We start from the raw sequence: 23,898 nt of genomic DNA, 5'->3' as shown, positions 1-23,898 counted from the left end.
GGCTGGGCATTTTTTTGTGTCGTGAGGAGAATCGATTCGATGGCAGGACTGAACGACGCCACCCGGGGCCGGCTGCTGTTCGGGGGCGACTACAACCCCGAGCAGTGGACCCCCGACGTCTGGCGTGAGGACATCCGGCTGATGAAGGCGGCCGGCGTCAACCTCGCCACCGTCGGCGTCTTCTCCTGGGCGACACTGGAACCCCGCCCGGGGGCGCGGAACTTCGGATGGCTGGACGAGGTACTCGACCTCCTCCACGACGCCGGCATCGGCGTCGCGCTGGCCACCCCGACCGCGTCCCCGCCCCCGTGGCTGGGCGCCCGGCACCCCGAGACACTGCCGCGCGACGAGAACGGAGCCACCGTCTGGTACGGCTCCCGCAACCAGTTCTGCGCCTCCGCACCCCTGTACCGCGAGTACGCGCAGCGCATCACCACCGACCTCGCCCGCCGCTACGGCCACCACCCGGCGCTGCGCGTGTGGCACATCAACAACGAGTACGGCACCCACTGCTGGTGCGACGAGACGGCGCGGCACTTCCGCCGCTGGCTGCGCGACCGCTACCAGTCGCTGGACGCCCTGAACACGGCGTGGGGCACCGCCTTCTGGAGCCAGCGCTACGACTCCTGGGAGGAGCTGATTCCGCCGCGCCGCGCCCAGTACCTCATCAACCCCACCCAGCAGCTCGACTTCCGCCGCTTCACCAGCGACGCGCTGCTGGAGTGCTTCACCGCCGAACGCGACATCGTCGCCGCTCACAGCCCGCCCGGAATCCCGGTCACCACCAACTTCATGCCACTGTTCGGCGGCCTGGACGGCTGGCGCTGGGCCGAGGAGGAAGACGTCGTCTCGGTCGACATCTACCCGGACCCCGCCGCCGACCGGGAGAACCCGGCGGGCCCGGCGCACGGCGCGCTCGTATCGGATCTCACCCGCTCCCAGGCCCGCGGTCCGTGGATGCTGATGGAACAGGCCAACTCCGCCGTCAACTTCCGCAGCGTCAACAAGCCGAAGGGCGAGGGCCTGACGCGGCTGTGGTCGCTCCAGGCGGTGGCGCGCGGCGCGGACTCCCTGTGTTTCTTCCAGTGGCGCGCCTCGCGGCAGGGCAGCGAGAAGTTCCACTCCGCGATGCTGCCGCACGCCGGGGAGACCTCGCGCGCGTTCCGCCGGATCCGCGACCTGGGGACGGAGCTGGAGCGGCTGGCCGGCGTCACCGGTACGGGGGTGACCGCCGAGATCGCGATCCTGCACGACTGGCCCGCGTGGTGGGCGTCCGGCCAGTCCGGCCGCCCCTCCGCAGAGCTGGACTACCCGGCGATCCTCGCCGCCTGGCACCACGCCCTGTGGGCCCAGAACCTCACCGCCGACCTCGCCCACCCCGAGGCCGATCTCAGTGGCTACAAGCTGATCGTCATCCCGCAGCTGTATCTGCTCTCGGACGCCGCGCTGGACGGCCTGGCGGCGTACGTACGCGGCGGCGGACACCTGGTGTGCGGGTTCTTCACCGGCGTCGCCGATCCCGACGACCGGATCCGGGAGGGCGGCACCGACGCCCGGCTGCGCGACGTCCTGGGGCTGGCCACCATCGAGGAGTGGTGGCCGCTGGCGGCGGGGGAGACCGTCGCGCTGGACGACGGCAGCACCGGCAGCCTGTGGAGCGAGGACCTGACCGTGGCGGGTGCGGCGCCCGAGGCGTGGTACGCCGCCGGCGAGCTGGCCGGCCGCCCCGCACTGACCCGGCACGCCTACGGCGCGGGCACCGCGCGGTACGTGTCCACGCTGCCCGAACCCGCCGCACTGCGCACGCTGCTGGCCCGCGCCGCCGCCGCGGCCGGCGCCGCACCCGCGCTGCGCGGCGCACCAGAAGGAGTGGAAGCGGTACGCCGCGGCGAGCTGCTGTTCCTCCTCAACCACACACGTGAACAGATCACCGTGCCCCTGGACGATCCGCACACCGATCTGCTCACCGGTCACTCCCACCGCGCCGAGATCCGGCTGGAGCGGTACGGAGTGGCCGTGCTTTCCCCCACAACAAGACAAGGGAGCCGCACATGCACCACGCAAGGAGAGCCCGCACCTTAGTCCTGGCACCGCTGGTCGCGTTTCTGACCTTCTTCGGCCACGGCGCCGCCACGGCGCAGGCCGCCGCCGTCTGGGAGTCCTGCGACCAGTGGGGCAACTGGACGACGCCGAACGGCTACATCGTCTACAACAACATCTGGGGCTCGGGAGCCGGCAGCCAGTGCGTCGCCGCCGACTCCGCCTCCAGCTGGACCGTGACCGCCAACCACCCCAACACCGGCGGCATCAAGTCCTACCCGAACGCCAAGCGGATCGTGAACCGCCCGCTCAACCAGCTGAACTCACTGAACAGCACCTTCAATGTGACGGTCCCGCAGGCGGGCGCGTACAACACCGCCTACGACATCTGGGACCAGAACTACAACCACGAGATCATGCTGTGGACCAACTGGTACGGCCCGGTGGGTCCGCTGGGCGCCTACCAGTCCCGGGTGAGTGTGGGCGGCCACACCTGGGACGTGTACCGGGGCAGCAACGGGCACAACAACGTGTACTCGTTCCTGCGCACCGGCAACACCAGCTCCGGCACGGTGGACATCCTGCCGATCCTGCGCTGGATCGCGAACCAGGGCTGGATCAGCCAGAGCGAGATCATCGGTGATGTGCAGTTCGGCTACGAGATCACCTCGTCGTCGGGCGGCCTGACCTTCCGCACCAACCAGTTCGGCGTCAACTACAGCTGACCGGCGCGGTACGCATGACGGCCGGGCGGCGGCCCCGCGTGGGCCCGCCGCCCGGCCGGCCGACTGCGAACAAGGTACGCGGTACGCCGTACGCAGGGGCTGCCGGCGTCCGGGATCTCTGCGTACAACGTACGCGGTACGGTGTACGCAGTGACGCCGCACGGCGGCGTGGGTGCGTACGGCGTACGCAACGGGCCCGCCGCCGGTGCGGGTCAGCGCACCAGCCGCGGGGCCGGGCCCGTACTGGCGCGGGTGGTCAGGCGGGGGGCCAGCAGCCGCACCACCGTCTCGCGCGCCGTGCCGCCGCGCGCCGTGCCGCCGCCCGCCGTGCCGCCGCCCGCCGTGCCGCCGGCGGCCACGCCGACCGTGCCGACCGCGCCGCTCCGCCCGGCGCCGAGCTTGGCCATCACCAGCTCCACCGCCCGCCGCCCCATCTCATGCGCGGGAATCGCCACCGAGGTCAGTGCCACCGACGTCTGCGTCGCCACCTGATCGGGACAGATCGCCACCACCGAGATGTCCTCCGGCACCGCCTTGCCCTGCTGCCGCAGCAGCGACAGCAGCGGCCCCACCGCGCTCTCGTTCTGGACGATGATCCCCGTCGTCCCCGGCCGCTCGTCGAAGATCCTGGCCAACGCCCCGGCCATCGACTCGAAGCTCCCCTCGCACGGCCGGTGCAGCATCCGCAGCCCCAGCTCGGCCACCCGCTCCCGTACCCCGTTGATCGTCCGCTCCGCGAAGCCGGTGTGCCGCTCGTACACCGCCGCGGCCTCCCCGATCACTGCCAGCTCCTGATGGCCCAGCGCCGCCAGATGCTCCACACACAGCCGCCCGGTCGCCGCGAAGTCCAGATCGACGCAGGTCAGCCCCGCCGTATCGGCCGGCAGTCCGATCAGTACGGCCGGCCGTGGCGACTCGTGCACCAGCGGCAGCCGTTCGTCCTCCAACTCCACATCCATCAGGATCATCGCGTCGGCGAGCCCGCTGCCGATCACCCGCCGCACCGCCTCCGGCCCCTCCTGATCGGTCAGCAGCAGCACGTCCCGCCCGTGCTCGCGCGCTGTCGTGGCCACCGCCATGGCGATCTCCATCATCACCGGCACATACATGTCGGTACGCAGCGGCATCATCAGCGCGATGATGTCGGACCGGCTGCTGGCCAGCGCCCGCGCCCCGGCGTTGGGGTGGTAGCCGAGCTCCCGGATGCTGCGTTCCACCCGGTCCCTGGTGGGGGCCGAAATGGTCCGCTTGCCGCTGAGCACATAGCTCACGGTGCTGGCCGATACTCCGGCGTGCCGGGCGACCTCGGCGAGAGTGACCATAGACGGGCCTCCGTGGAAACCTGGGTGAAGCGCTTCGATCGTCCGTTCGCAGGGCTGATTCGAACGCTCCAAACGATGGAACCGCGTTGACCTTAGACCGGGCAATGGTTCGTGTCCATAGATGTATCGAAGCGCTTCGATGGAGCTTTCGTGGCCGCCCGCCGAGTGGTACGTGCCCACCGAATCGGGTACGTACGTAACAGCAGGTCTCGATCCCTCATGTCCTGACGGCGAGGTGAGCGGAGATGACCGCACCCGACGATCCCTCGGACGCGGAACGGGAGGCCAGACGCCTGGCGGAGGCAGCCCGCGGCGCCGGGGCCCGGAGCCCCGGCTTCGCCGGCGAGCTCTTCCTGGGCCGCTTCCGGCTCGGCCTGATCCACCCCCGCCCGGAGCCCGATGCCGAGGCGGTACGGATCGGGGAGCGCTTTCTGACCCGGCTGCGGGAGTTCTGCGCCGAGCACATCGACGCTTCGCTGATCGAACGCGAGGCGCGCATCCCCGACGAGGTGGTCCGGGGCCTGCGCGAGCTGGGCGCGTTCGGGATGAACATCGCCGCGGAGTACGGCGGCCTCGGCCTGAACCACGTGTACTACAACCGCGCCCTCGCCGTCCTCACCTCCGCCAGCCCGGCGGTCGGCGCGCTGCTCTCCGCCCATCAGTCGATCGGCGTACCGCAGCCGATCGCCCTCTTCGGCACCGACGAGCAGAAACAGACCTACCTGCCGCGCTGCGCGCGCGGCGCCATCTCCGCGTTCCTGCTCACCGAACCGGACGTCGGCTCCGACCCGGCGCGGCTGGGCGCCACCGCCGAGCCGGTCGGCGACGACTATCTTCTCGACGGTGTCAAGCTGTGGACCACCAACGGGGTGATCGCCGAACTCCTGGTGGTGATGGCCAAGGTTCCGGGCAGCGGCGACCACCCCGGCGGCATCACGGCGTTCGTCGTCGAGGCCGACTCGCCCGGCATCACCGTCGAGCATCGCAACGCCTTCATGGGGCTGCGCGGCATCGAGAACGGCGTCACCCGGCTGCACCGGGTACGGGTCCCGGGCAGCCAGCGGATCGGCGCCGAGGGCGCCGGTCTCAAGATCGCCCTGACCACGTTGAACACCGGCCGGCTCGCCGTCCCGGCGGTCGCGGTCGGCGCCGGCAAGTGGTGTCTGCGGATCGCCCGCCAATGGTCGGCGGCGCGGGTGCAGTGGGGCAAGCCGATCGGCGAGCACGAGGCGATCGGCTCGAAGCTCTCCTACATCGCCGCCTCCACCTTCGCCATGGAGGCCTTGCTGGAGGTGTTCAGCGAGATGGCGGACGAGGGGCGGCACGACATCCGCCTCGAAGCCGCCGTCGCCAAGCTGCTGGGGAGCGAGTTCGCCGGCCGGATGGCGGACGAACTCGTCCAACTGCGCGGCGGGCGCGGCTACGAGACCGCCCAGTCACTGGCGGCGCGCGGCGAGCGCGGCGTGCCGGCGGAGCAACTCCTGCGCGACATGCGGATCAACCGGATCTTCGAGGGATCGACGGAGATCATGAAGCTCATGATCGCCCGGGAGGCGGTCGACACCCACCTGAAGGTCGCGGGCGCGCTGGTCGACCCGGAGCAGAACTTCACCGCCAAGCGCAAGGCGGCCGTGGCGGCGAGCGGCTTCTACGCGCACTGGCTCCCCTCCCTGACGGCGGGCCGCGGCCAGCTGCCGCTGTCGTACGGCGACTTCCGGGTGCCGGGCCACCGCGACCTGTCGGCGCAGCTGCGGTACGTCGAACGCACCGCACGCCGCCTGGCGCGCGCGACGTTCTCGGGGATGGCGCGGTGGCAGGGCCGGCTGGAGAGCAAACAGGGCTATCTCGGCCGGCTGGTGGACATCGGCGCCGAACTGTGCGCGATGAGCGCCGCCTGCGTCCACGCGGAGCGGCTGCGCACCCGCGGGCACCGCGACAACGGCAAGGAGGCGTACGAACTGGCGTACGTGTTCTGCCGCCAGGCCCGCACTCGCGTCGAGGACCTCTTCACCCACCTGCACCACCCGACGGACGCGGCGGACCGCACGCTGGCACGGGGCGTGCTGGACGGCGCGTACACCTGGCTGGAAGAGGGCGTCCTCGACCCCTCCACCGACGGCCCCTGGATCGCCGAAACACCCCCCGGCCCCTCCCGGCGCCCCAACCTCCACCGCCCCATCCCCTGACCGCGGCGCAGACCGCCCCTGCGGCGCGCGCGGGCGGTCTGCGCCGTATTCAGAGTGGCGATCACCCCCAGACAAGCCGTACGCCACCGCCGGTCAGCATCCGGTACGACGCCTCGGCCCGCGCCGAGCAGCTTCAGGGCGGCGGGCAACGGGAAGGCGGCCTGTCTGATGTCGTGGTCCTCCGGCGCGACTTCTCCCGAACACGCGTCGACCTCAAGGCGACGGCCATCGCCGACGGATACCGCTCGGAGTCGATGTGCATGAGGAACGCGGCCCGCACGGGGTTGTCCACCAGCAGTCCGGTCTCCTCCCGCAGTTCGCGGCGGAGGGCCTCGCACAGGAGTTCACCGTCCTCGACCCCGCCATGCCGGAAGGGGCCAGAGAAGCCCGCCCCTGGCGCCGAGGTGCTCTCGCACGAGCAGGATCTCGTTGCCGCGGCGGATGATGCCGATGACCAGTCATACCCGGGGTTTGGGGGACTTCGAAACCTCTGTCGTCATGCCACAGACCGTACGGGAGGGCGCGCCCACGGCGCCTCCTCAGGTTGTCCGTCCGAGTCGTCGAGGCTCTTGAGCCCCGCCGGACCCCCGCCCCGCTCGACGGCTTGCTCGTCGGCCTCTGACCGCCGCGCGCTCACGGAAGGAGGGCGAGCCCGTACCGTACGGCGGCGGCATTCTCCTCCAACTCGGCGCGCTCGCGCACGTACCAGTCGGCGTTGATCCGGAAGCCGTCCCCGGCGTATCTGGGGAAGACGTGCAGGTGTGTGTGGAAGACCTCCTGGAAGGCGGCTGCCCCGTCCGCCAGGAAGAGGTTCACCCCCTCGCAGGGCAGCTCCGAGCGGCGCAGTGCGCGGGCGAACCGGTGGGCGATTTTCCACATGTGGGTGCCGGTGCCCTCCGGCAGGTCCTCCAGGCCCGTCGTGTGGTCCTTCGGAATGACCTGCAGATGGCCAGGGGTGACGGGCTGGAGATCCATGAAGGCGATCACCACGTCGTCCTCGTACACGACGCTGGCCTCTGCCTCACCCCGTGCTATGGCGCAGAAGATACATCCGGACTCGGTCATACTTCCTCCCCGCTCGGGTGCCCTACTCCATCAACCCGGGTGCCGTCGTGCGAGTCAATAAGCCGCCCTCCCCCGGAACATCTGATTGCCGATCAGTGGGAGCACTGTGACGGTTGCGGGCGTGATGACCGCCGAAGCACCGGACTTCGTGATGGTGACGGGGAAGCCGGGGGCCGGGAAGGCGACCGTGACGCGGCTGCTGGCCGAGCGGTTTCCCCGTTCCGCCTCCGGCACTGAGCCGGACAACCACTGCGTGGAGCTTGCCACCCGCTCCCATGGCCTGCTCCTCCGGGAGAGCGACGACCCGACCGCAGCCGAGTGCGTACCCGGCTCTCCTCCACCGACAGGACACTCTCCCCCAACTACAGCTTGTGTTCGACTCCATGGCCCAGCGTAGCAATCGGTGCCTCGGGGCTGAGGAGAGCACAATCGCCGGACCTCTCTGTCCCGCCGATCGTACGGAGGCCAAGTCGGTCATGTCTCGAACTGATGCGCGTCGAACTGTGTTGGCAAATGCGGCCCGGGGACGCGGTGATCCGGGGAGCGGACACAATGGGGGGATGACCGAGAGTTTCGGGGTCCTCGCTGATCCGCGTCTGCGTTATTCCGCCGCACCGTCCGAGGGGGTGCGCGAGGTGGTCATCCTGGGGTCGACCGGGTCGATCGGGACCCAGGCCATCGATGTGGTGCTGGCCCATCCCGGCCGGTTCCGGGTGACCGGGCTCTCCGCCGCCGGGGGCCGCGTGGAACTGCTGGCCATGCAGGCGCACCGCCTCCAGGTGCGCACCGTGGCGATCGCCCAGGAGGAGAAGGCCACCGAGCTGCGCGAGGCACTGCGTACGCGGTACGGGGTGGGGGAGCCGCTGCCGGAGATCCTCGCCGGGCCGGACGCCGCGGCGCAGCTGGCCGGCAGTCCGTGTCACACGGTGCTCAACGGGATCACCGGATCGATCGGGCTCGCGCCCACCCTCGCCGCGCTGCGGGCCGGCCGGGTGCTCGCGCTGGCCAACAAGGAGTCGCTGATCGTCGGGGGCCCGCTGGTGGCGGCGCTGGCCGAGCCCGGGCAGATCATCCCGGTGGACTCCGAGCACTCCGCTCTCTTCCAGGCGCTGCTCGGCGGCACCCGCGCCGAGATCGGCCGGCTGATCGTCACGGCCAGCGGCGGGCCTTTCCGGGGCCGTACCCGTGCGGAGCTGGCCGGCGTCACCCGCGAGCAGGCGCTGAACCACCCCACCTGGGACATGGGCCCGGTCATCACCATCAACTCGGCGACCCTGATGAACAAGGGCCTTGAGGTGATCGAGGCCCATCTGCTGTACGGAATTCCGTTCGACCGGATTGAGGTCGTCGTCCACCCACAGTCGTATATTCATTCAATGGTTGAGTTCACGGATGGCTCCACCCTCGCCCAGCTCTCCCCGCCCGACATGCGCCTGCCCATCGCGCTCGGCCTCGGCTGGCCCGACCGCCTCCCGCAGGTCGCCCCCACCGTCGACTGGACCCGCGCCCACACCTGGGAGTTCTTCCCGCTGGACACCGACGCCTTCCCCTCGGTGCCGCTCGCGTGCCATGTGGGTAGCCTCGGCGGTACCGCGCCCGCCGTGTACAACGCGGCCAACGAGGAGTGCGTCGATGCCTTCCTCGCCGGCCTGCTGCCGTTCACCGGGATCGTGGACACTGTGGCCAAGGTGGTCGAGGAACAGGGCGACGCCTGCGCCGGAACCTCCCTCACCCTCCCCGGCGTCCTCGAAGCGGAGACCCGGGCGCGCATCCGCGCCCGCGAGCTGGCCGGGCTGCCGCAGGCGGCACCCGTGGCGAATGGAGAAACGACGGTATGACGGGCTTGATGTTCCTGATCGGGATACTTGTCTTCGTCTTCGGACTGCTGTTCTCCATCGCCTGGCACGAGCTCGGGCATTTCAGCACGGCGAAGCTGTTCGGCGTCCGGGTTCCGCAATTCATGGTGGGCTTCGGCCCCACCATCTGGTCGCGGAAGAAGGGCGAGACCGAGTACGGCGTGAAGGCCATCCCCATGGGTGGCTATATCCGCATGATCGGCATGTTCCCGCCCGGTGACGACGGGAGCATCAGAAAACGCTCCACCTCGCCGTTCCGCGGCATGATCGAGGACGCCCGCGCCGCCTCCTTCGAGGAACTGGAGCCCGGTGACGAGAAGCGGCTGCTCTACACCCGCAAGCCGTGGCAGCGCATGGTCGTCTTCTTCGCCGGCCCCGCCATGAACCTCATCCTCGCCGTGACGATCTTCCTCGGCGTCCTGATGTTCTTCGGCATCAACACCCAGACCACCACCGTCGCCTCCGTCTCCGAGTGCGTCATCTCGCAGAGCGAGGAGCAGCGCGACTGCCGCGCCGACGATCCGCTGGCCCCCGCCAACGCCGCCGGCCTGAGGACCGGCGACAAGATCGTCGCCTTCAACGACGAGCCGGTCAGCGACTGGGGCACTCTCCAGCAGCGCATCCGCGACACCATCGGCCCCGCCACCATCACCGTCGAGCGGGACGGCAGCACCCATGTCCTGCACGCCGACCTCATCGAGAACCAGGTCGCCAAGACCGACGGCAGCGGCGGCTACGTGGAGGGCCAGTACGTCAGCGCCGGATTCCTCGGCTTCTCGCCGGCGTCCGGCATCGTCAAGCAGGACTTCCCGCAGGCCGTGGACCGGATGGGCGACATCATGACCACCGGCGTACAGGCCCTGGTCAACATCCCCTCCAAGGTCCCCGACCTGTGGAACGCCGCGCTCGGCAACGGCGAGCGCGCCCCCGACTCCCCGATGGGTGTCGTCGGCGCCGCCCGCGTCGGCGGCGAGATCTTCACCCTCGACATCCCGGCCAGCCAGCAGATCGCCACCGCGCTGTTCCTGGTCGCCGGCTTCAACCTCTCCCTCTTCCTCTTCAACATGCTGCCGCTGCTCCCGCTGGACGGCGGCCACATGGCGGGCGCGGCGTGGGAGAGCATGCGCCGGCACACCGCCAGGCTGCTCAAGCGCCCCGACCCGGGCCCGTTCGATGTGGCCAAACTGATGCCCGTGGCCTATGTGGTGGCGGGGGTCTTCATCTGCTTTACGCTGCTGGTTCTGGCGGCGGATATCGTCACACCGGTACGGCTTACCGGTTAACCGACCATCACCCGGGAAGGGTAATGTCAAGGGCCTGAGCCCGCCTTTCCCGGGACCTAGATCCGCACTGGGGTTGCACGAACATCATGAGCGCCATCTCGCTGGGAATTCCCTCCGTACCCATCAAGCTGGCTGATCGCCGCGTCAGCAAGAAGATCCAGGTCGGCTCCGTAGCGGTGGGTGGCGACGCCCCCGTGTCCGTGCAGTCGATGACCACCACCCGTACCTCCGACATCGGGGCCACCCTCCAGCAGATCGCGGAACTCACCGCGTCCGGCTGCCAGATCGTGCGCGTCGCCTGCCCCACCCAGGACGACGCCGACGCCCTGCCCGTCATCGCCCGGAAGTCGCAGATCCCCGTGATCGCCGACATCCACTTCCAGCCCAAGTACGTCTTCGCCGCCATCGACGCCGGCTGCGCGGCGGTCCGGGTCAACCCCGGCAACATCAAGAAGTTCGACGACCAGGTGAAGGAGATCGCCAAGGCGGCCTCCGACGCCGGCACCCCGATCCGGATCGGCGTCAACGCCGGCTCGCTGGACCGCCGGCTGCTCGCCAAGTACGGCAAGGCCACCCCCGAGGCGCTGGTGGAATCCGCGCTGTGGGAGTGCTCCCTGTTCGAGGAGCACGGCTTCACCGACCTCAAGATCTCCGTCAAGCACAACGACCCGGTCGTGATGGTCAACGCCTACCGTCAGCTCGCCGCCCAGTGCCAGTACCCGCTCCACCTGGGCGTCACCGAGGCCGGCCCGGCCTTCCAGGGCACCATCAAGTCCGCGGTCGCCTTCGGCGCGCTGCTGGCCGAGGGCATCGGCGACACCATCCGGGTCTCGCTGTCCGCCCCGCCCGCCGAGGAGATCAAGGTCGGCATCCAGATCCTGGAATCGCTGAACCTGCGCCAGCGCCGCCTGGAAATCGTCTCCTGCCCCTCCTGCGGACGCGCCCAGGTCGATGTCTACAAGCTCGCCGAGGAGGTCACCGCCGGCCTCGACGGCATGGAGGTGCCGCTGCGCGTCGCCGTCATGGGCTGCGTCGTCAACGGCCCCGGCGAGGCCCGCGAGGCCGACCTCGGGGTCGCCTCCGGCAACGGCAAGGGCCAGATCTTCGTCAAGGGCGAGGTCATCAAGACCGTCCCCGAGTCCAAGATCGTGGAGACCCTCATCGACGAGGCGATGAAGATCGCCGAACAGATGGAGAAGGACGGCATCGCCTCGGGCGAGCCCACCGTCTCCGTCGCCGGCTGACCCGCTCCGTACGCCGGGGGCACCCCCGCCGTACGGAGCCCCTTCCGCCGCCGCCCGCCCGCCCCGGACCACCGAGCCCGGGCGGGCGACGGCGGCGGCGCCGCGTACGCCGCCCGCGCCCCACCCCGCCCCCGCCGCCCCGGACGGTACAGTGCGCGGAACCCGCTCACCGCTCACCTCCAAGGCCCGCCCCGTGCTCACCACGCCCGCCACCCGACCGCTCGACCCCGGCGACCTCGGCGACGCCCTGGCTCTCCTCGCCCTCGACCCCCTCGCCAACGCCTTCGTCACCGCCCGCGTCATCGAATCCGGCCTCGACCCACGGCTGCTCGGCGGCGAACTGTGGGGCTGGTACCACCGCGGCCGGCTCCGTTCCCTGTGCTTCTCCGGAGCCAACCTCGTTCCCGTCGTCGCCCCGAACGCCGGCCCCGCCGCGCTCCGCGCCTTCGCCGAACGCGCCCTGCGCCAGGGCCGCCGCTGCACCTCCATCGTCGGCCCCGCCCCCGCCACCGCCGCCCTGTGGGCCCAACTGGAGCCGCACTGGGGCCCCGCCCGCGCCGTACGCGCCCACCAGCCACTCATGGCCACCAGCGCCGCGCCGCCGCCCGCCATCACACCCGACCCCCTGGTGCGCCCCATGCGCAAGGACGAGATGGACCTGGTGCTGCCCGCCGCCGTCGCCATGTTCACCGAGGAGGTCGGGATCTCACCCCTGACCGCCGAGGACGGCGGCCTCGCCTACCAGTCCCGGGTCGCCGAAACCGTCGGCACCGGCCGCTGCTTCGCCCGCGTCGAGGACGGCCGGATCGTCTTCAAGGCGGAGATCGGCGCCGTCACCCCGCACGCCTGCCAGCTCACCGGCGTATGGACCGCCCCCGACCGGCGCCGCGACGGCCTCGCCACCGCCGGCCTCGCCACCGTCGTCCGCCACGCCCTCACCCACTGCGCCCCCGTCGTCAGCCTCTACGTCAACGACTACAACGCCCCCGCGCTCGCCCTCTACCGCCGCCTGGGCTTCACCGGCGCGGGCGCACTGATGAGCGTGCTGTTCTGACCGATGCGCGTTAGCCTCCCCGGCATGACACCATCTGCCTCGGGAGCCGCGCCCGACGCCCCCCAGGACATCGCCGTGGGCCCCATCGACCTGGCGGCCAGGGTGGACGAGGCGCTCGCCGTCCAGGCCCAGGCGTTCGGGCTGACCCCCGAGGAGATCGCGGTCCGCCGGCACATCGTGCTGCGCCACCTCACCCACCCGGGCGCGCGGGCGCTGGGCGCCGTCAGCACCGCCACCGGCGCGCTGGCCGGCTTCGTCTACGGGATGCCCAACGACCGCGGCCAGTGGTGGTCCACCGTCGTCGAGCCGTACCTGCGCCGCGCCGGCCACGACGGCTGGCTCGACGACTCCTTCACCATCACCGAACTGCACGTCCTGCCCGCCCATCAGGGCCGCGGCATAGGCACCCGCCTCATCACCACCCTCACCGACGCCGCAGCCGAGCCTCGCTCGATCCTGTCCGCCATCGACATCGAGAGCCCGGCACGCCGCCTGTACCGCGCCCTCGGCTACCGCGATCTGGCCCGCCGCGTGCACTTTCCGTCCGCGCCGAGCCCCTACGCCGTGATGGGCGCGGAGCTGCCGCTGCGCCGCACGCCGCACTGACCCGACTCCGCTTGGCGTACGCGGCCGGTGACCGGCTACCCTCGGGCCCAATCGCTCATCCCACGCAGGAGTCACGAATCCCCATGGCAGCCCGAGTACAGCGCCTGTCCCAATCCATGCTCAAGACGCTGCGGGACGCCCCGGCCGACGCGGAGACGATCAACCACGCGCTGCTCGTACGCGCCGGGTACGTACGCCGCTCCGCCGCCGGCATCTGGAGCTGGCTGCCGCTGGGCAAGCAGGTCCTGGAGAACGTCTCCCGCGTGGTGCGCGAGGAGATGGACGCCATCGGCGCCCAGGAGGTGCTGCTGCCGGCGCTGCTGCCCAAGGAGCCGTACGAGGTCACCGGCCGCTACGAGGAGTACGGCGATCTGCTCTTCCGGCTGAAGGACCGCAAGGGCGCCGACTACGTCCTCGGGCCCACCCACGAGGAGATCTTCACGCAGCTGGTCCAGGACCAGTGCACCTCGTACAAGGATCTGCCGGTCATCCTGTACCAGATCCAGACGAAGTACCGCGACGAGGCCCGGCCCCGGGCCGGCATCCTGCGCGGGCGTGAGTTCACGATGAAGGACTCCTACTCCTTCAACGCCACCGACGAGGGGCTGGCCGAGTCCTACCGGCTGCACCGCGAGGCGTACATCAAGATCTTCACCCGCCTCGGCCTCGACTACCGCATCGTCTCCGCGATCTCCGGCGCGATGGGTGGCTCCGCGTCCGAGGAGTTCCTGGCCCCCGCGCCGGCCGGCGAGGACACCTTCGCCGACTGCCCGGCGTGCGGCTACGCCGCCAACACCGAGGCCGTCGGCTTCGCGCTGACGCCGGTGGAGGGCGACGCGCACCCCGGCATCGAGGAACTGGCCACCCCCGACACCCCCACCATCGAGACCCTTGCCGCCCATCTGGACGTGCCGGCCTCGGCCACCTTGAAGAACCTGCTGGTCACCATCGACGGCGAGATCGCGGCGGTCGGTGTGCCCGGCGACCGCGAGGTGGACCTCGGCAAGCTGTCCGAGGCGCTGGCCCCGGCGGTGGTGGAGCTGGTCACCGCCGAGCACTTCGCGCAGCGGCCCGATCTGGTACGGGGCTACGTCGGCCCGCAGGGCATGGCGGGCAAGGCGTTCCGTTACCTCGCCGACCCGCGCGTCGCGCCGGGCACCGCGTGGATCACCGGCGCCAACCAGCCCGGTACGCACGCCCGCAATGTGGTGGCCGGGCGGGACTTCGAGGTGGACCAGTACCTGGACGTGGTCGTCGTCGAGCCCGGCGACCCGTGCCCCGACTGCGGGGCGGGGCTGAACCTGGACCGCGCGATCGAGATCGGCCACATCTTCCAGCTGGGCCGCAAGTACGCGGACGCCTTCGGCCTGGAGGTGCTGGGGCGTGAGGGCAAGCCGGTGCGGGTGACGATGGGTTCGTACGGCGTCGGCGTCTCACGCGCGGTGGCGGCGCTGGCCGAGCAGACGGCGGACGAGCAGGGGCTGTGCTGGCCGCGGGAGATCGCGCCGGCCGATGTGCATGTGGTGGCGGCGGGCAAGGCCGTGCAGACGGAGCTGGCGCTGTCGATCGCCGAACGCCTCGGCGCGGCGGGCGTCCGGGTGCTGGCGGACGACCGGGCGGGCGTCTCGCCGGGCGTGAAGTTCACCGACGCGGAGCTGATCGGCATCCCCACGATCCTGATCGTGGGCCGTGGCGCGGCGGAGGGTCGCGTGGAGCTGAAGGACCGCCGCACCGGCGACCGCGAGGACCTGACGGTGGACGAGGCGATCGCCCGGCTGACCGAGCAGTCGGCCTGACGGACGGGCCCCGGCCACTGCGTACGCGGTACGCAGTGGCCGGGCGCTCGCGGCGTGCGGGCAGCAACAGCAACGGCGGGGCACCGCGTACGACGTACGCAGTGCCTCGCCGTTGCTGTTCCTACGCGTCCAGCCGGCCGAGGAAGGTTTCCATCGCCGCCACCGCCCGGTGCAGCACCAGCACCGAGCCGGCCGGGTCACCGGGGAGTTCGAGAGAGTGGTCCGCGCCGGGGATCTCCACCGCCTCGTGGGGCAGCGCCGCGGCGATCGCCGGATCCCACCAGCGCTCGTCGGCGGTGCCGCCGATCAGCAGCGCCGGGGCGGTGGCGTCGGCCAGCGCCCGTGCCACGGCGGGGTCCTTCAGCAGTGGGGTCAGCCAGATGGCCGGCATCCCCATGGCCGCCGCCTGCGCGGCGGCCATGGTGCCCAGCGACTTGCCCACCAGCAGCCCGCACGCGCCGTTCTCCGCGGCGATCGCCGCCCGGGTCTGCTCGCCCACCCACGGCGCCCATCGCTCGGAGGGCAGCCCTTGCGGCAACTGCCACCACAGCTCCTGAACCGTCCAGCCGGCCGTCACCAGCGCGGCGCGGGCGAAGTGCAGCAAGGGCCGCGCGGGCGAGTACCCCATCCCGGGCAACACCAGCGCGACCCGCCCGCCGGTGCCCTCGAAGCGGCTGGGAACAGGGAATCTCACGGGCTCGGACATGACAACACCCTAAGACGGCGCCACCCCCGTCCACCCACCCCCGCACGACCGCCGGCCCCCAGCGCACGCCCCGCCCGAAACCAACCCGCCGGGCACCTCGCGGTCACCCGCCCCCAGCGACCGGGCGACGGACCGCCAGGCGGCCGGGTGGCGGATTCCTCCGGACTCCGGCGCCCCCTGCGAAGTGATCCGGCCCCGCCGTACCCGAGCCCCGCCGTACCCGGGCCCCGCCGTACGCGGGCCCCACGTGGGCCGGTCACAGCCAGGTGGCGAATTCCAGCAGGGCCTCGGCGTCCGTGGTGCGGGACTCGGCGTGGGCGCGGGTGGCGGATTCCACCGCGCGGAACAGGGTCCAGCCGCGCAGCCGCTCCGGGTCGGCGTCCACCGACGCCGCCAGCTTCGTCATCCGGCGGCGGGTGATCGCCGGGGCGCCGGCCGAGGCGGTCAGGTCGTGCAGCCGGTCGCGGGACAGCCGGGCCAGATCGTAGGCCCGCTCGCCCACCACCGGGTCGGGTCCGACCGCCAGCCACGGCGCCCGCCCCGTGTCGGCGGCGAGCACCGCGCCCTGCCGGAAGTCCCCGTGCAGCAGGACCTCCTCCGGCGGGTCCGCCAGCAGCTCCGCGCGGGCCGCCAGGGCCTCGGCGATCAGCGGACCCGCCCCGCCCGGCAGCGCCGCGTCCGCCGACAGGCCCGCCGTACGCTCCGCCACCGTCGGGAACGGATGGCCCTCGCCCGGCGGCACCCACAGCCGGTGCACCGCCGACACCGCCTCCAGCATCGCCTTGGTCTCCGGCAGCGACCGCAGCGAGGTCTCCCCGTGCAGCCGCTCCAGCAGCAGCGCCCCGGCCTCCGGCGCCGCCGCCAGCGCCCGTACCGCGCCACGGCCGTCCCAGCGCGCCAGCGCCGCGGCCTCCCGCGCGGCGGAGTGGCCCGGGGCGCACAGCTTCAGCGCCGCCGGGGTGCCGTCCGCCCGGCGTACCAGCACCGTCATACTGGTACGTCCGCCCGGCGCGGCGACCCGCTCCACGGTCAGCTCCCACTGTCTGCTGAGCCGCACCACCAGCTCGGGCAGCGCCGCCAGCCACGCGTCCGCCCCCGCCGGCTGGGCGCGGGTGAGCCGGCGCGGGGGAGCCAGATCGGGCGCCGCCGTCATGCGCCGCCGCCCGCGTGCTCGGTCAGCCCCGGGAACGCCGTACCCGTACCGCTCCACCGTGCCGCCCGTACCGCGCTCTCGCGCAGCGCCGCGGCGGCGTCGCGGCGCAGCGCGCCGGTGGCGGCCAGCACCAGGTCCGCGTACGCCCCGGCCAGCCGCGCCTCCAGGTCGGCGGCCAGCGCCTGCGCCGTGCCGGGGTCCGTCACCTCGAACGGCAGGGCGTACGCCGCGGCTGCCGCTTCCGGCGTCGCGCCCAGATCCAGCACCGTACGCCGCAGCGCGTCGCGGCGCGCCCGGTGGCCGGTGTACGCCTCGCGCGCTTCCGCGTCCCGCTCGGCGCCGATCCGCGCGCCGACCACGCCGTAGCCGTACACCGCGGCGTGTTCGGCGGCGAGCGCCGCCTGGGTGGCGCGCAGCGCCGGGGTGTCGGGCGCCTCGGCGGGGTCCGCCGCGCGCCGCGATGCCGTCCACCGCGTCGTCCACCGTGTCGTCCGCTGTGTCATGCGCGGGCCTCTCCCAGCAGATAGACGTGGACCGAGCCGGCCGCCGACAGCGAGGCGAGCAGCCGGGCCAGCTCGGGCGGGGCGTCGGTGAGGGTACGCAGCCGTTCGTCGGCGAGGGAGCGTTCGGCCTCGGTGAGTTCACCCAGCGCGTCACCGGGGTCGGCGGGGACCGCGGGGGCCGAGCCCGGCGCCGGGGCGCCGTCCTCCCCCTGAAGCACCGTCAGCTGGGTGGCGACGGCCTCCCGCAGCGGGGTGAGCCGCCCGGCGAGGTCCGGGTGGGCGGCGGTGGTGGCGTCGTAGCGGGCGAGCAGCTTGGCGTTGTCCCGGGCGGCGCGCCGCCGCAGCCCCTCGGGGGTGGCGGCGGCCTCGCCGGTACGTTCCGGGCCGGCCTCGTCCGCCGCCGAGCAGCCGCTGAGCACGCCGGTCAGGGCGGCGAGGGCGCCGCCGGTGAGCAGAAGGGTACGTCTGGGCAGCTCGATGGGCGGGCCGCTGGACATGGCTTCCCCGTACTTCCCGCGAGTGAGTTCATCTGATGATGCGTCAGCGGTATCTCCTGTGGAGATCACCGCAGGGTGAGCGTACCCGTGCAGTCAGCTCATCGGCCCGCGACCCCGGCTTCGCGGCGTGCCAGGACCGCAGGACAACGCGGTCGGCGTACCGTGCCACAGACGATAGGCTGTGGCGGCAGGCGAGAGCCCCCGTATCCCCACAACAGCAGACGCGGCCGAGGAGTCATCCGGATGAGCACGACCCAGATCGACAGGCTGCGGGAACTGCTGGAGCCGCTGGCGGCGGAGCGGGGCATGGACCTCGAAGACGTGCGGCTCACCCCGGCCGGCAAGCGTCGCGTGCTGCGGATCGTGGTGGACACCGACGAGGGCGTTGAACTCGAAGCCTGCGCCGAGCTGAGCCGCGCCGCCTCCGCCGTCCTCGACGCCGCGGATGTGCTCGGGCCGACCCCGTACGTTCTGGAGGTCTCCTCGCCCGGCGCCGACCGGCCGCTGACCGAGCACCGCCACTACCGGCGGGCGAGCGGCCGGCTCATCAAGGCCACGCTGCACGACGGCGGCGAGCTCACCGCCCGGATCACCGGCGTGGACGAGAGCGGCCTGGACCTGGAAGTGCCCGGCGTCAAGGGGCGCCGGCCGACCCCGCGCCGGGTGGAGTTCGCGGAGATCGCCGCCGCCCGGGTGGAGATCGAGTTCAACCGCAAGAGCGCGGATGACGCCGCGGATGACAGCGCTGACGACAGCAACGATGACGAGAGCCAGAAGGAGGCGTAGCCGTGGACATCGATATGAGTGCCCTGCGGGGACTGGTGCGGGAGAAGGAGATCTCCTTCGATCTGCTCGTGGAGGCGATCGAATCGGCTCTCCTCATTGCGTACCACCGCACCGAGGGCAGCAGCCGCCGCGCACGGGTGGTGCTGGACCGCGCCACCGGCCATGTGACGGTGTGGGCCAAGGAGGACCCCGCCGATCTTGAGGTGGACGAGGACGGCGAGCGGCCCGAGCCGCGCGAGTTCGACGACACCCCCGACGGCTTCGGCCGGATCGCGGCGACCACCGCCAAGCAGGTCATCCTCCAGCGGCTGCGCGACGCGGAGGGCGACATCACCTTCGGCGAGTACGCCGGGCGCGAGGGCGACGTGGTGGCCGGCGTGGTCCAGCAGGGCCGCGATCCGCGCAGCGTGCTGGTCGACATCGGCAAGATGGAGGCCGTGCTCCCGCCGCAGGAGCAGGTGCCGGGCGAGTCGTACACCCACGGCTCGCGGCTGCGCTGCTACGTGGTGCGGGTCGCCAAGGGGATGCGCGGCCCGTCCGTCACGCTGTCGCGTACACACCCCAGCCTGGTGAAGAAGCTGTTCGAGCTGGAGGTCCCCGAGATCGCCGACGGCTCGGTGGAGATCGCCGCGATCGCCCGCGAGGCCGGGCACCGTACCAAGATCGCGGTGCGCTCCACGCGCTCCGGGCTGAACGCCAAGGGCGCCTGCATCGGACCGATGGGCGGCCGGGTCCGCAATGTGATGGCCGAGCTGCACGGCGAGAAGATCGACATCGTCGACTGGTCCGACGATCCGGCCGACATGGTGGCCAACGCCCTGTCCCCGGCCCGGGTGAGCCGGGTCGAGGTGGTGGACGAGGCGGCCCGCTCCGCGCGGGTGACCGTCCCCGACTACCAGCTGTCGCTCGCGATCGGCAAGGAAGGCCAGAACGCCCGGCTGGCGGCCCGGCTGACCGGCTGGCGCATCGATATCCGTCCCGACACCGAGCAGCGTCAGCCGGACGCCGCGCGGGAGCCCCGGGAGGCCCGTGACAGCGGGGAATGAGCGCGGCGGCGACGCCGTTGTGCTTTTGGAGGCGTCCCGTACGACGGGACGGCGATCGTGCCCACCCTGGTGGGGGAGCGGTACGTACGGGGAGGTAGAATCCACTGTGTCTGGCCGGACACGTGTCCAGGCGTGCCCGGAGCGGACGTGCATTGGCTGCAGGAAACGCTCAGCCCGGCATGATCTGCTGCGTGCGGTGTTGATCGAGGGACGGTGTGTCCCTGATCCACGCGGTACGCTGCCCGGTCGGGGCGCCTATGTGCATCCCGTACCGGCCTGCCTCGATCTGGCGGTCCGCCGTCGGGCGTTCCCCCGGGCCTATCGGACCCAGGGGCCGCTTGACACCGGAGAGCTGGCGCGACTGGTCGGCCAGGTGGAATCGCACGAAACGCACCAAACGTAAGAAGCGCCGCGTGGTGGTCACCACGCGGTCCAGGTACCTCGCGAGTCGGAAGTAGGTCGAGATTGCGATGAGCACTCGATGAGTACGCGATGAGTACGCCCGTGAAATAGCGAAGGTCCGAGGGACGACCCACCCCGGACCGTAAGGAGCGAAGTGGCTAAGGTCCGGGTATACGAGCTCGCCAAGGAGCTTGGAGTCGAAAGCAAGGTCGTCATGGCCAAGCTCCAAGATCTCGGTGAATTCGTCCGTTCGGCGTCCTCGACGATCGAGGCGCCGGTTGTCCGTAAACTGACTGACGCGCTCAGTGCCGGTTCCGGCGCTGCCAAGAAGTCCGCGAAGCCCGGTGCGCCGGGCAAGAGCGCCCCCAAGCCGGGTGCCGCGCCCAAGCCGGGTGCGCCCGGCCCGCGTCCGGGTCCTGCCGCGCCCAAGCCGGGTGCGGCGGCCCCCAAGCCGGGCGGTGCGCCGCGGCCGGGTCCCACCCCGCCGCCGGCCGCGCCCAAGCCGGCGACGAAGCCGGGCCCCGCGGCACCCGAGTTCACCGCGCCGCCGAGCCCCGAGCCGGCGCCGCGTCCCGCTGCCGCCCAGCGCCCCGGCCCCGCTGCCGGTGCTGGTGCTGGTTCCGGTGCTGCCGGGGCTCCCCGCCCGGGTGGCCGGCCGGCCCCCAAGCCGGGTGCCGCCGCGCCGAAGCCCGCGGGCGCCAAGCCCGCCGGTGAGGCCCGCAAGCCGGGTGGCCCCAAGCCGGGCGGTGCCCGTCCGGCGGGTCCGCGCCCCGGCAACAACCCCTTCACGACCAGTGGCTCCACGGGCATGGCCCGCCCCCAGGCCCCTCGTCCCGGTGGCGCGCCGCGCCCCGGTGGCCAGGGCCAGGGCGGTCCGCGTCCCGGTGGCGGCCAGGCGGGTGCGGCCGGTCCGCGTCCGCAGGCGCCCGGTGGCGGTCGCGCCACTCCGGGCAACATGCCCCGTCCGCAGGGTGCGGGCCCCGGTGGCCCGCGTCCCGGTGGCGGTAACCGTCCGAACCCCGGCATGATGCCGCAGCGTCCGGCGGCCGGTGGCCGTCCCGGCGGCGGTCCCGGTGGCCCCGGCGGCCGTGGCCAGGGCGGTCCCCGCCCCGGCGGCGCCGGCGCTGGCGGCGGCTTCCGCGGTGGCGGCGGTGCCCGTCCGGGCGGCGCGGGTCGTCCCGGCGGCGGTGGCGGCGGGTTCGCCGGCCGTCCCGGTGGTCCCGGTGGTGGCGGCGGTGCCGGTGGCGGCGGCGGGTTCGCCGGCCGTCCGGGCTTCGGTGGCCGTCCCGGCGGTCCCGGTGGCCGTGGTGGTACGCAGGGCGCCTTCGGTCGTCCCGGCGGCCCGGCGCGGCGTGGCCGCAAGTCGAAGCGGCAGCGGCGCCAGGAGTACGAGGCCATGCAGGCCCCGTCGATCGGCGGCGTGATGCTGCCGCGCGGCAAGGGTGAGGCCATCCGGCTGTCGCGCGGTGCGTCCCTGACCGACTTCGCGGAGAAGATCAACGCCAACCCGGCGTCGCTGGTCCAGGTGATGTTCAACCTGGGCGAGATGGTCACCGCGACCCAGTCGGTCTCCGACGAGACGCTCCAGCTCCTCGGCGACGAGATGAACTACACCGTTCAGATCGTCAGCCCGGAGGAGGAGGACCGCGAGCTGCTCGGGTCCTTCGACATCGAGTTCGGTGAGGACGAGGGCGGCGAAGAGGCCCTGGTCAAGCGTCCGCCGGTGGTGACCGTCATGGGTCACGTCGACCACGGCAAGACGCGTCTGCTGGACGCGATCCGCAAGACCAACGTCATCGAGGGCGAGGCCGGCGGCATCACCCAGCACATCGGTGCCTACCAGGTCTCCACCGAGGTCAACGGCGACGAGCGGAAGATCACCTTCATCGACACCCCGGGTCACGAGGCGTTCACCGCCATGCGTGCCCGTGGTGCGAAGTCGACCGACATCGCCATCCTGGTGGTCGCGGCCAACGACGGTGTGATGCCGCAGACGGTCGAGGCGCTCAACCACGCCAAGGCCGCCGACGTCCCGATCGTCGTCGCGGTCAACAAGATCGACGTCGAGGGCGCCGACCCGACCAAGGTGCGCGGTCAGCTGACCGAGTACGGCCTGGTGGCGGAGGAGTACGGCGGCGAGACCATGTTCGTCGACATCTCGGCCAAGCAGGGCACCAACATCGAGGGGCTGCTGGAGGCCGTGATCCTCACGGCGGACGCCGCCCTCGACCTGCGGGCCAACCCCACCCAGGACGCCCAGGGCATCGCCATCGAGGCCCACCTGGACCGCGGTCGCGGTGCGGTGGCCACGGTGCTCGTCCAGCGCGGCACGCTGCGCGTCGGCGACACCATGGTGGCGGGCGACGCGCACGGCCGCGTGCGGGCGATGCTGGACGACTCCGGCAAGAACGTCTACGAGGCCGGTCCTTCCACGCCCGTCCTGGTGCAGGGTCTGACCAATGTGCCCGGCGCCGGCGACAACTTCCTGGTGGTCGGCGAGGACCGTACCGCCCGGCAGATCGCCGAGAAGCGGGCGGCGCGGGAGCGCAACGCGGCCTTCGCCAAGCGCGTCCGCCGGGTCTCGCTGGAGGACCTCGACCGGGTCCTCAAGGAAGGCGAGTTCCAGCAGCTCAACCTCATCATCAAGGGCGACGCGTCCGGTTCGGTCGAGGCCCTGGAGTCCTCGCTGCTCCAGCTGGATGTCGGCGAGGGTGTGGACCTGCGGGTTCTGCACCGCGGGGTGGGTGCGGTCACCGAGACCGACATCGACCTGGCGGCCGGCTCCGACGCCATCATCATCGGCTTCAACGTGCGCGCCGAGGGGCGTGCCACGCAGGCGGCCGAGCGTGAGGGTGTGGACGTCCGGTACTACTCGGTCATCTACCAGGCGATCGAGGAGATCGAGGCGGCCCTGAAGGGTCTGCTGAAGCCGGAGTACGAAGAGGTCGAGCTGGGCACCGCGGAGATCCGCGAGGTCTTCCGCTCCTCCAAGCTGGGCAACATCGCGGGTGTGCTCATCCGCTCCGGCGAGGTCAAGCGGAACACCAAGGCACGACTGCTGCGCGACGGCCGGGTCGTGGCGGAGAACCTCAACATCGAGGGTCTGCGCCGCTTCAAGGACGACGTCACCGAGATCCGCGAAGGCTTCGAGGGTGGTATCAACCTCGGGAACTTCAACGACATCAAGGTCGACGACGTCATCGCGACGTACGAGATGCGGGAGAAGCCGCGCGTCTAGCGCGGTGGGCCGGGGCCGGTCGGCGGAGCTGAGAAACTCCGTCGATCGGCCCCGGCCGTTCCCGTTACGATCATCAGCATGTATACCGGGACGTTGTCCTTTGACCTGCTGCTGGGGGACGTGCACTCCCTCAAGCAGAAGCGCTCCGTGGTCCGGCCCATCGTGGCGGAGCTACAGCGCAAGTACGGGGTCTCCGCCGCCGAGGTCGGCGACCAGGACCTCCACCGCCGGGCCGAAATCGGCCTGGCCGCGGTCTCCGGGGAGCACGGACATCTGTCCGGCCTCCTGGACGACTGCGAGCGGCTGGTGGCCGCCCGCCCCGAGGTGGAACTGCTGTCCGTACGGCGGCGGATCCACGGCGATCACGACGAATAGCAAGAGTGGCAAGGA

21 protein-coding genes are annotated in these 23,898 nt (G+C 71.9%); 14 read left to right on the top strand and 7 right to left on the bottom strand.

What is annotated here, in order from left to right; all coding sequences use genetic code 11:
* Positions 1-39: 39 nt before the first annotated feature.
* Complete coding sequence (locus AC5WRL_RS24160) at positions 40-2,082, top strand: beta-galactosidase (RefSeq protein ID WP_496090762.1); 2,043 nt, start codon at positions 40-42, stop codon at positions 2,080-2,082.
* Positions 2,052-2,765 (top strand): GH12 family glycosyl hydrolase domain-containing protein, encoded by a 714-nt coding sequence (locus tag AC5WRL_RS24155; protein WP_496090761.1) that lies wholly within the window; start codon positions 2,052-2,054, stop codon positions 2,763-2,765. The genes AC5WRL_RS24160 and AC5WRL_RS24155 overlap by 31 nt, the downstream gene beginning before the upstream one ends.
* A gap of 212 nt (positions 2,766-2,977) precedes the next feature.
* On the opposite strand, the gene AC5WRL_RS24150 is transcribed toward AC5WRL_RS24155, so the two are convergent.
* A complete protein-coding gene (locus tag AC5WRL_RS24150) occupies positions 2,978-4,087 on the bottom strand; it encodes a LacI family DNA-binding transcriptional regulator (protein WP_496090760.1) in 1,110 nt (369 codons plus the stop codon).
* A gap of 245 nt (positions 4,088-4,332) precedes the next feature.
* On the opposite strand from AC5WRL_RS24150, the gene AC5WRL_RS24145 reads away from it, so the two are divergent.
* Entirely contained in the window at positions 4,333-6,273 is a 1,941-nt protein-coding gene (locus AC5WRL_RS24145) for an acyl-CoA dehydrogenase family protein (protein ID WP_496090759.1), read from the top strand.
* 133 nt (positions 6,274-6,406) lie between these two features.
* On the opposite strand, the gene AC5WRL_RS24140 is transcribed toward AC5WRL_RS24145, so the two are convergent.
* Together AC5WRL_RS24140 and AC5WRL_RS24135 are read right to left on the bottom strand one after the other, a co-directional pair.
* The gene (locus AC5WRL_RS24140) at positions 6,407-6,613 is read right to left on the bottom strand and encodes an NUDIX hydrolase (protein WP_496090845.1); all 207 of its coding nucleotides are present in this window, start codon (positions 6,611-6,613) and stop codon (positions 6,407-6,409) included.
* A gap of 293 nt (positions 6,614-6,906) precedes the next feature.
* The gene (locus AC5WRL_RS24135) at positions 6,907-7,338 is read right to left on the bottom strand and encodes an HIT family protein (protein ID WP_496090758.1); all 432 of its coding nucleotides are present in this window, start codon (positions 7,336-7,338) and stop codon (positions 6,907-6,909) included.
* A 560-nt stretch (positions 7,339-7,898) separates the two neighbouring features.
* Between AC5WRL_RS24135 and dxr the strand changes: the two genes are divergently transcribed.
* The 6 genes from dxr (at position 7,899) to AC5WRL_RS24105 (ending at position 15,177) form a co-directional block, all read left to right on the top strand.
* Positions 7,899-9,176: a 1-deoxy-D-xylulose-5-phosphate reductoisomerase gene (gene dxr, locus AC5WRL_RS24130; RefSeq protein WP_496090757.1), complete on the top strand. Its 1,278-nt coding sequence runs from the start codon at positions 7,899-7,901 to the stop codon at positions 9,174-9,176.
* Entirely contained in the window at positions 9,173-10,477 is a 1,305-nt protein-coding gene (locus AC5WRL_RS24125; protein ID WP_496090756.1) for a M50 family metallopeptidase, read from the top strand. The genes dxr and AC5WRL_RS24125 overlap by 4 nt, the downstream gene beginning before the upstream one ends.
* A gap of 86 nt (positions 10,478-10,563) precedes the next feature.
* A complete protein-coding gene (ispG, locus tag AC5WRL_RS24120) occupies positions 10,564-11,721 on the top strand; it encodes a flavodoxin-dependent (E)-4-hydroxy-3-methylbut-2-enyl-diphosphate synthase (RefSeq protein ID WP_496090755.1) in 1,158 nt (385 codons plus the stop codon).
* A gap of 193 nt (positions 11,722-11,914) precedes the next feature.
* Positions 11,915-12,775 (top strand): GNAT family N-acetyltransferase, encoded by an 861-nt coding sequence (locus AC5WRL_RS24115; RefSeq protein ID WP_496090754.1) that lies wholly within the window; start codon positions 11,915-11,917, stop codon positions 12,773-12,775.
* A gap of 24 nt (positions 12,776-12,799) precedes the next feature.
* Complete coding sequence (locus AC5WRL_RS24110) at positions 12,800-13,381, top strand: GNAT family N-acetyltransferase (RefSeq protein WP_496090753.1); 582 nt, start codon at positions 12,800-12,802, stop codon at positions 13,379-13,381.
* A gap of 83 nt (positions 13,382-13,464) precedes the next feature.
* Positions 13,465-15,177, top strand: coding sequence for a proline--tRNA ligase (locus tag AC5WRL_RS24105; RefSeq protein WP_496090752.1), 1,713 nt, complete (start codon positions 13,465-13,467; stop codon positions 15,175-15,177).
* Positions 15,178-15,298: 121 nt separating this feature from the next.
* Here the strand turns inward: AC5WRL_RS24105 and AC5WRL_RS24100 are convergent, their stop codons facing one another.
* The 4 genes from AC5WRL_RS24100 to AC5WRL_RS24085 all read right to left on the bottom strand — a co-directional run bounded on the left by AC5WRL_RS24100 (position 15,299) and on the right by AC5WRL_RS24085 (position 18,036).
* A complete protein-coding gene (locus AC5WRL_RS24100) occupies positions 15,299-15,883 on the bottom strand; it encodes an alpha/beta hydrolase (protein ID WP_496090751.1) in 585 nt (194 codons plus the stop codon).
* A gap of 256 nt (positions 15,884-16,139) precedes the next feature.
* Positions 16,140-17,036 carry an aminoglycoside phosphotransferase family protein gene (locus AC5WRL_RS24095; protein WP_496090750.1) on the bottom strand — a complete coding sequence of 299 codons (897 nt, stop codon included), beginning with the start codon at positions 17,034-17,036 and terminating at the stop codon, positions 16,140-16,142.
* Positions 17,033-17,539, bottom strand: a complete 507-nt coding sequence (locus AC5WRL_RS24090) for a ferritin-like domain-containing protein (RefSeq protein WP_496090749.1) — start codon at positions 17,537-17,539, stop codon at positions 17,033-17,035. Before AC5WRL_RS24090 ends, AC5WRL_RS24095 begins: the two co-directional genes overlap by 4 nt.
* Positions 17,536-18,036, bottom strand: a complete 501-nt coding sequence (locus AC5WRL_RS24085) for a hypothetical protein (protein WP_496090748.1) — start codon at positions 18,034-18,036, stop codon at positions 17,536-17,538. The genes AC5WRL_RS24090 and AC5WRL_RS24085 overlap by 4 nt, the downstream gene beginning before the upstream one ends.
* A gap of 243 nt (positions 18,037-18,279) precedes the next feature.
* On the opposite strand from AC5WRL_RS24085, the gene rimP reads away from it, so the two are divergent.
* The 5 genes from rimP to AC5WRL_RS24060 all read left to right on the top strand — a co-directional run bounded on the left by rimP (position 18,280) and on the right by AC5WRL_RS24060 (position 23,883).
* On the top strand, positions 18,280-18,822 hold the full coding sequence (gene rimP, locus AC5WRL_RS24080; protein ID WP_496090747.1) for a ribosome maturation factor RimP: 543 nt from the start codon (positions 18,280-18,282) through the stop codon (positions 18,820-18,822).
* A gap of 2 nt (positions 18,823-18,824) precedes the next feature.
* Positions 18,825-19,868, top strand: coding sequence for a transcription termination factor NusA (gene nusA / locus AC5WRL_RS24075; RefSeq protein WP_496090746.1), 1,044 nt, complete (start codon positions 18,825-18,827; stop codon positions 19,866-19,868).
* A gap of 106 nt (positions 19,869-19,974) precedes the next feature.
* Positions 19,975-20,271, top strand: a complete 297-nt coding sequence (locus tag AC5WRL_RS24070; RefSeq protein ID WP_496090745.1) for a YlxR family protein — start codon at positions 19,975-19,977, stop codon at positions 20,269-20,271.
* A gap of 153 nt (positions 20,272-20,424) precedes the next feature.
* A complete protein-coding gene (gene infB / locus AC5WRL_RS24065; protein WP_496090744.1) occupies positions 20,425-23,508 on the top strand; it encodes a translation initiation factor IF-2 in 3,084 nt (1,027 codons plus the stop codon).
* Positions 23,509-23,586: 78 nt separating this feature from the next.
* Positions 23,587-23,883, top strand: coding sequence for a DUF503 domain-containing protein (locus AC5WRL_RS24060; protein WP_496090743.1), 297 nt, complete (start codon positions 23,587-23,589; stop codon positions 23,881-23,883).
* Positions 23,884-23,898 lie beyond the last annotated feature (15 nt).

The organism is Streptomyces sp. NTD107, from assembly GCF_059510435.1.
Note: the sequence above shows the minus strand (reverse complement) of the source record. Positions and strands in the feature narration are given on the sequence as shown.

Coding starts and splice junctions, on each gene's coding strand:
- AC5WRL_RS24160 (WP_496090762.1), top strand. CDS start 40: ATGGCAGGACTGAACGACGCCACCCGGGGCCGGCTGCTGTTCGGGGGC.
- AC5WRL_RS24155 (WP_496090761.1), top strand. CDS start 2,052: ATGCACCACGCAAGGAGAGCCCGCACCTTAGTCCTGGCACCGCTGGTC.
- AC5WRL_RS24150 (WP_496090760.1), bottom strand. CDS start 4,087: ATGGTCACTCTCGCCGAGGTCGCCCGGCACGCCGGAGTATCGGCCAGC.
- AC5WRL_RS24145 (WP_496090759.1), top strand. CDS start 4,333: ATGACCGCACCCGACGATCCCTCGGACGCGGAACGGGAGGCCAGACGC.
- AC5WRL_RS24135 (WP_496090758.1), bottom strand. CDS start 7,338: ATGACCGAGTCCGGATGTATCTTCTGCGCCATAGCACGGGGTGAGGCA.
- dxr (WP_496090757.1), top strand. CDS start 7,899: ATGACCGAGAGTTTCGGGGTCCTCGCTGATCCGCGTCTGCGTTATTCC.
- AC5WRL_RS24125 (WP_496090756.1), top strand. CDS start 9,173: ATGACGGGCTTGATGTTCCTGATCGGGATACTTGTCTTCGTCTTCGGA.
- ispG (WP_496090755.1), top strand. CDS start 10,564: ATGAGCGCCATCTCGCTGGGAATTCCCTCCGTACCCATCAAGCTGGCT.
- AC5WRL_RS24110 (WP_496090753.1), top strand. CDS start 12,800: ATGACACCATCTGCCTCGGGAGCCGCGCCCGACGCCCCCCAGGACATC.
- AC5WRL_RS24105 (WP_496090752.1), top strand. CDS start 13,465: ATGGCAGCCCGAGTACAGCGCCTGTCCCAATCCATGCTCAAGACGCTG.
- AC5WRL_RS24100 (WP_496090751.1), bottom strand. CDS start 15,883: ATGTCCGAGCCCGTGAGATTCCCTGTTCCCAGCCGCTTCGAGGGCACC.
- AC5WRL_RS24095 (WP_496090750.1), bottom strand. CDS start 17,036: ATGACGGCGGCGCCCGATCTGGCTCCCCCGCGCCGGCTCACCCGCGCC.
- AC5WRL_RS24090 (WP_496090749.1), bottom strand. CDS start 17,539: ATGACACAGCGGACGACACGGTGGACGACGCGGTGGACGGCATCGCGG.
- AC5WRL_RS24085 (WP_496090748.1), bottom strand. CDS start 18,036: ATGTCCAGCGGCCCGCCCATCGAGCTGCCCAGACGTACCCTTCTGCTC.
- rimP (WP_496090747.1), top strand. CDS start 18,280: ATGAGCACGACCCAGATCGACAGGCTGCGGGAACTGCTGGAGCCGCTG.
- AC5WRL_RS24060 (WP_496090743.1), top strand. CDS start 23,587: ATGTATACCGGGACGTTGTCCTTTGACCTGCTGCTGGGGGACGTGCAC.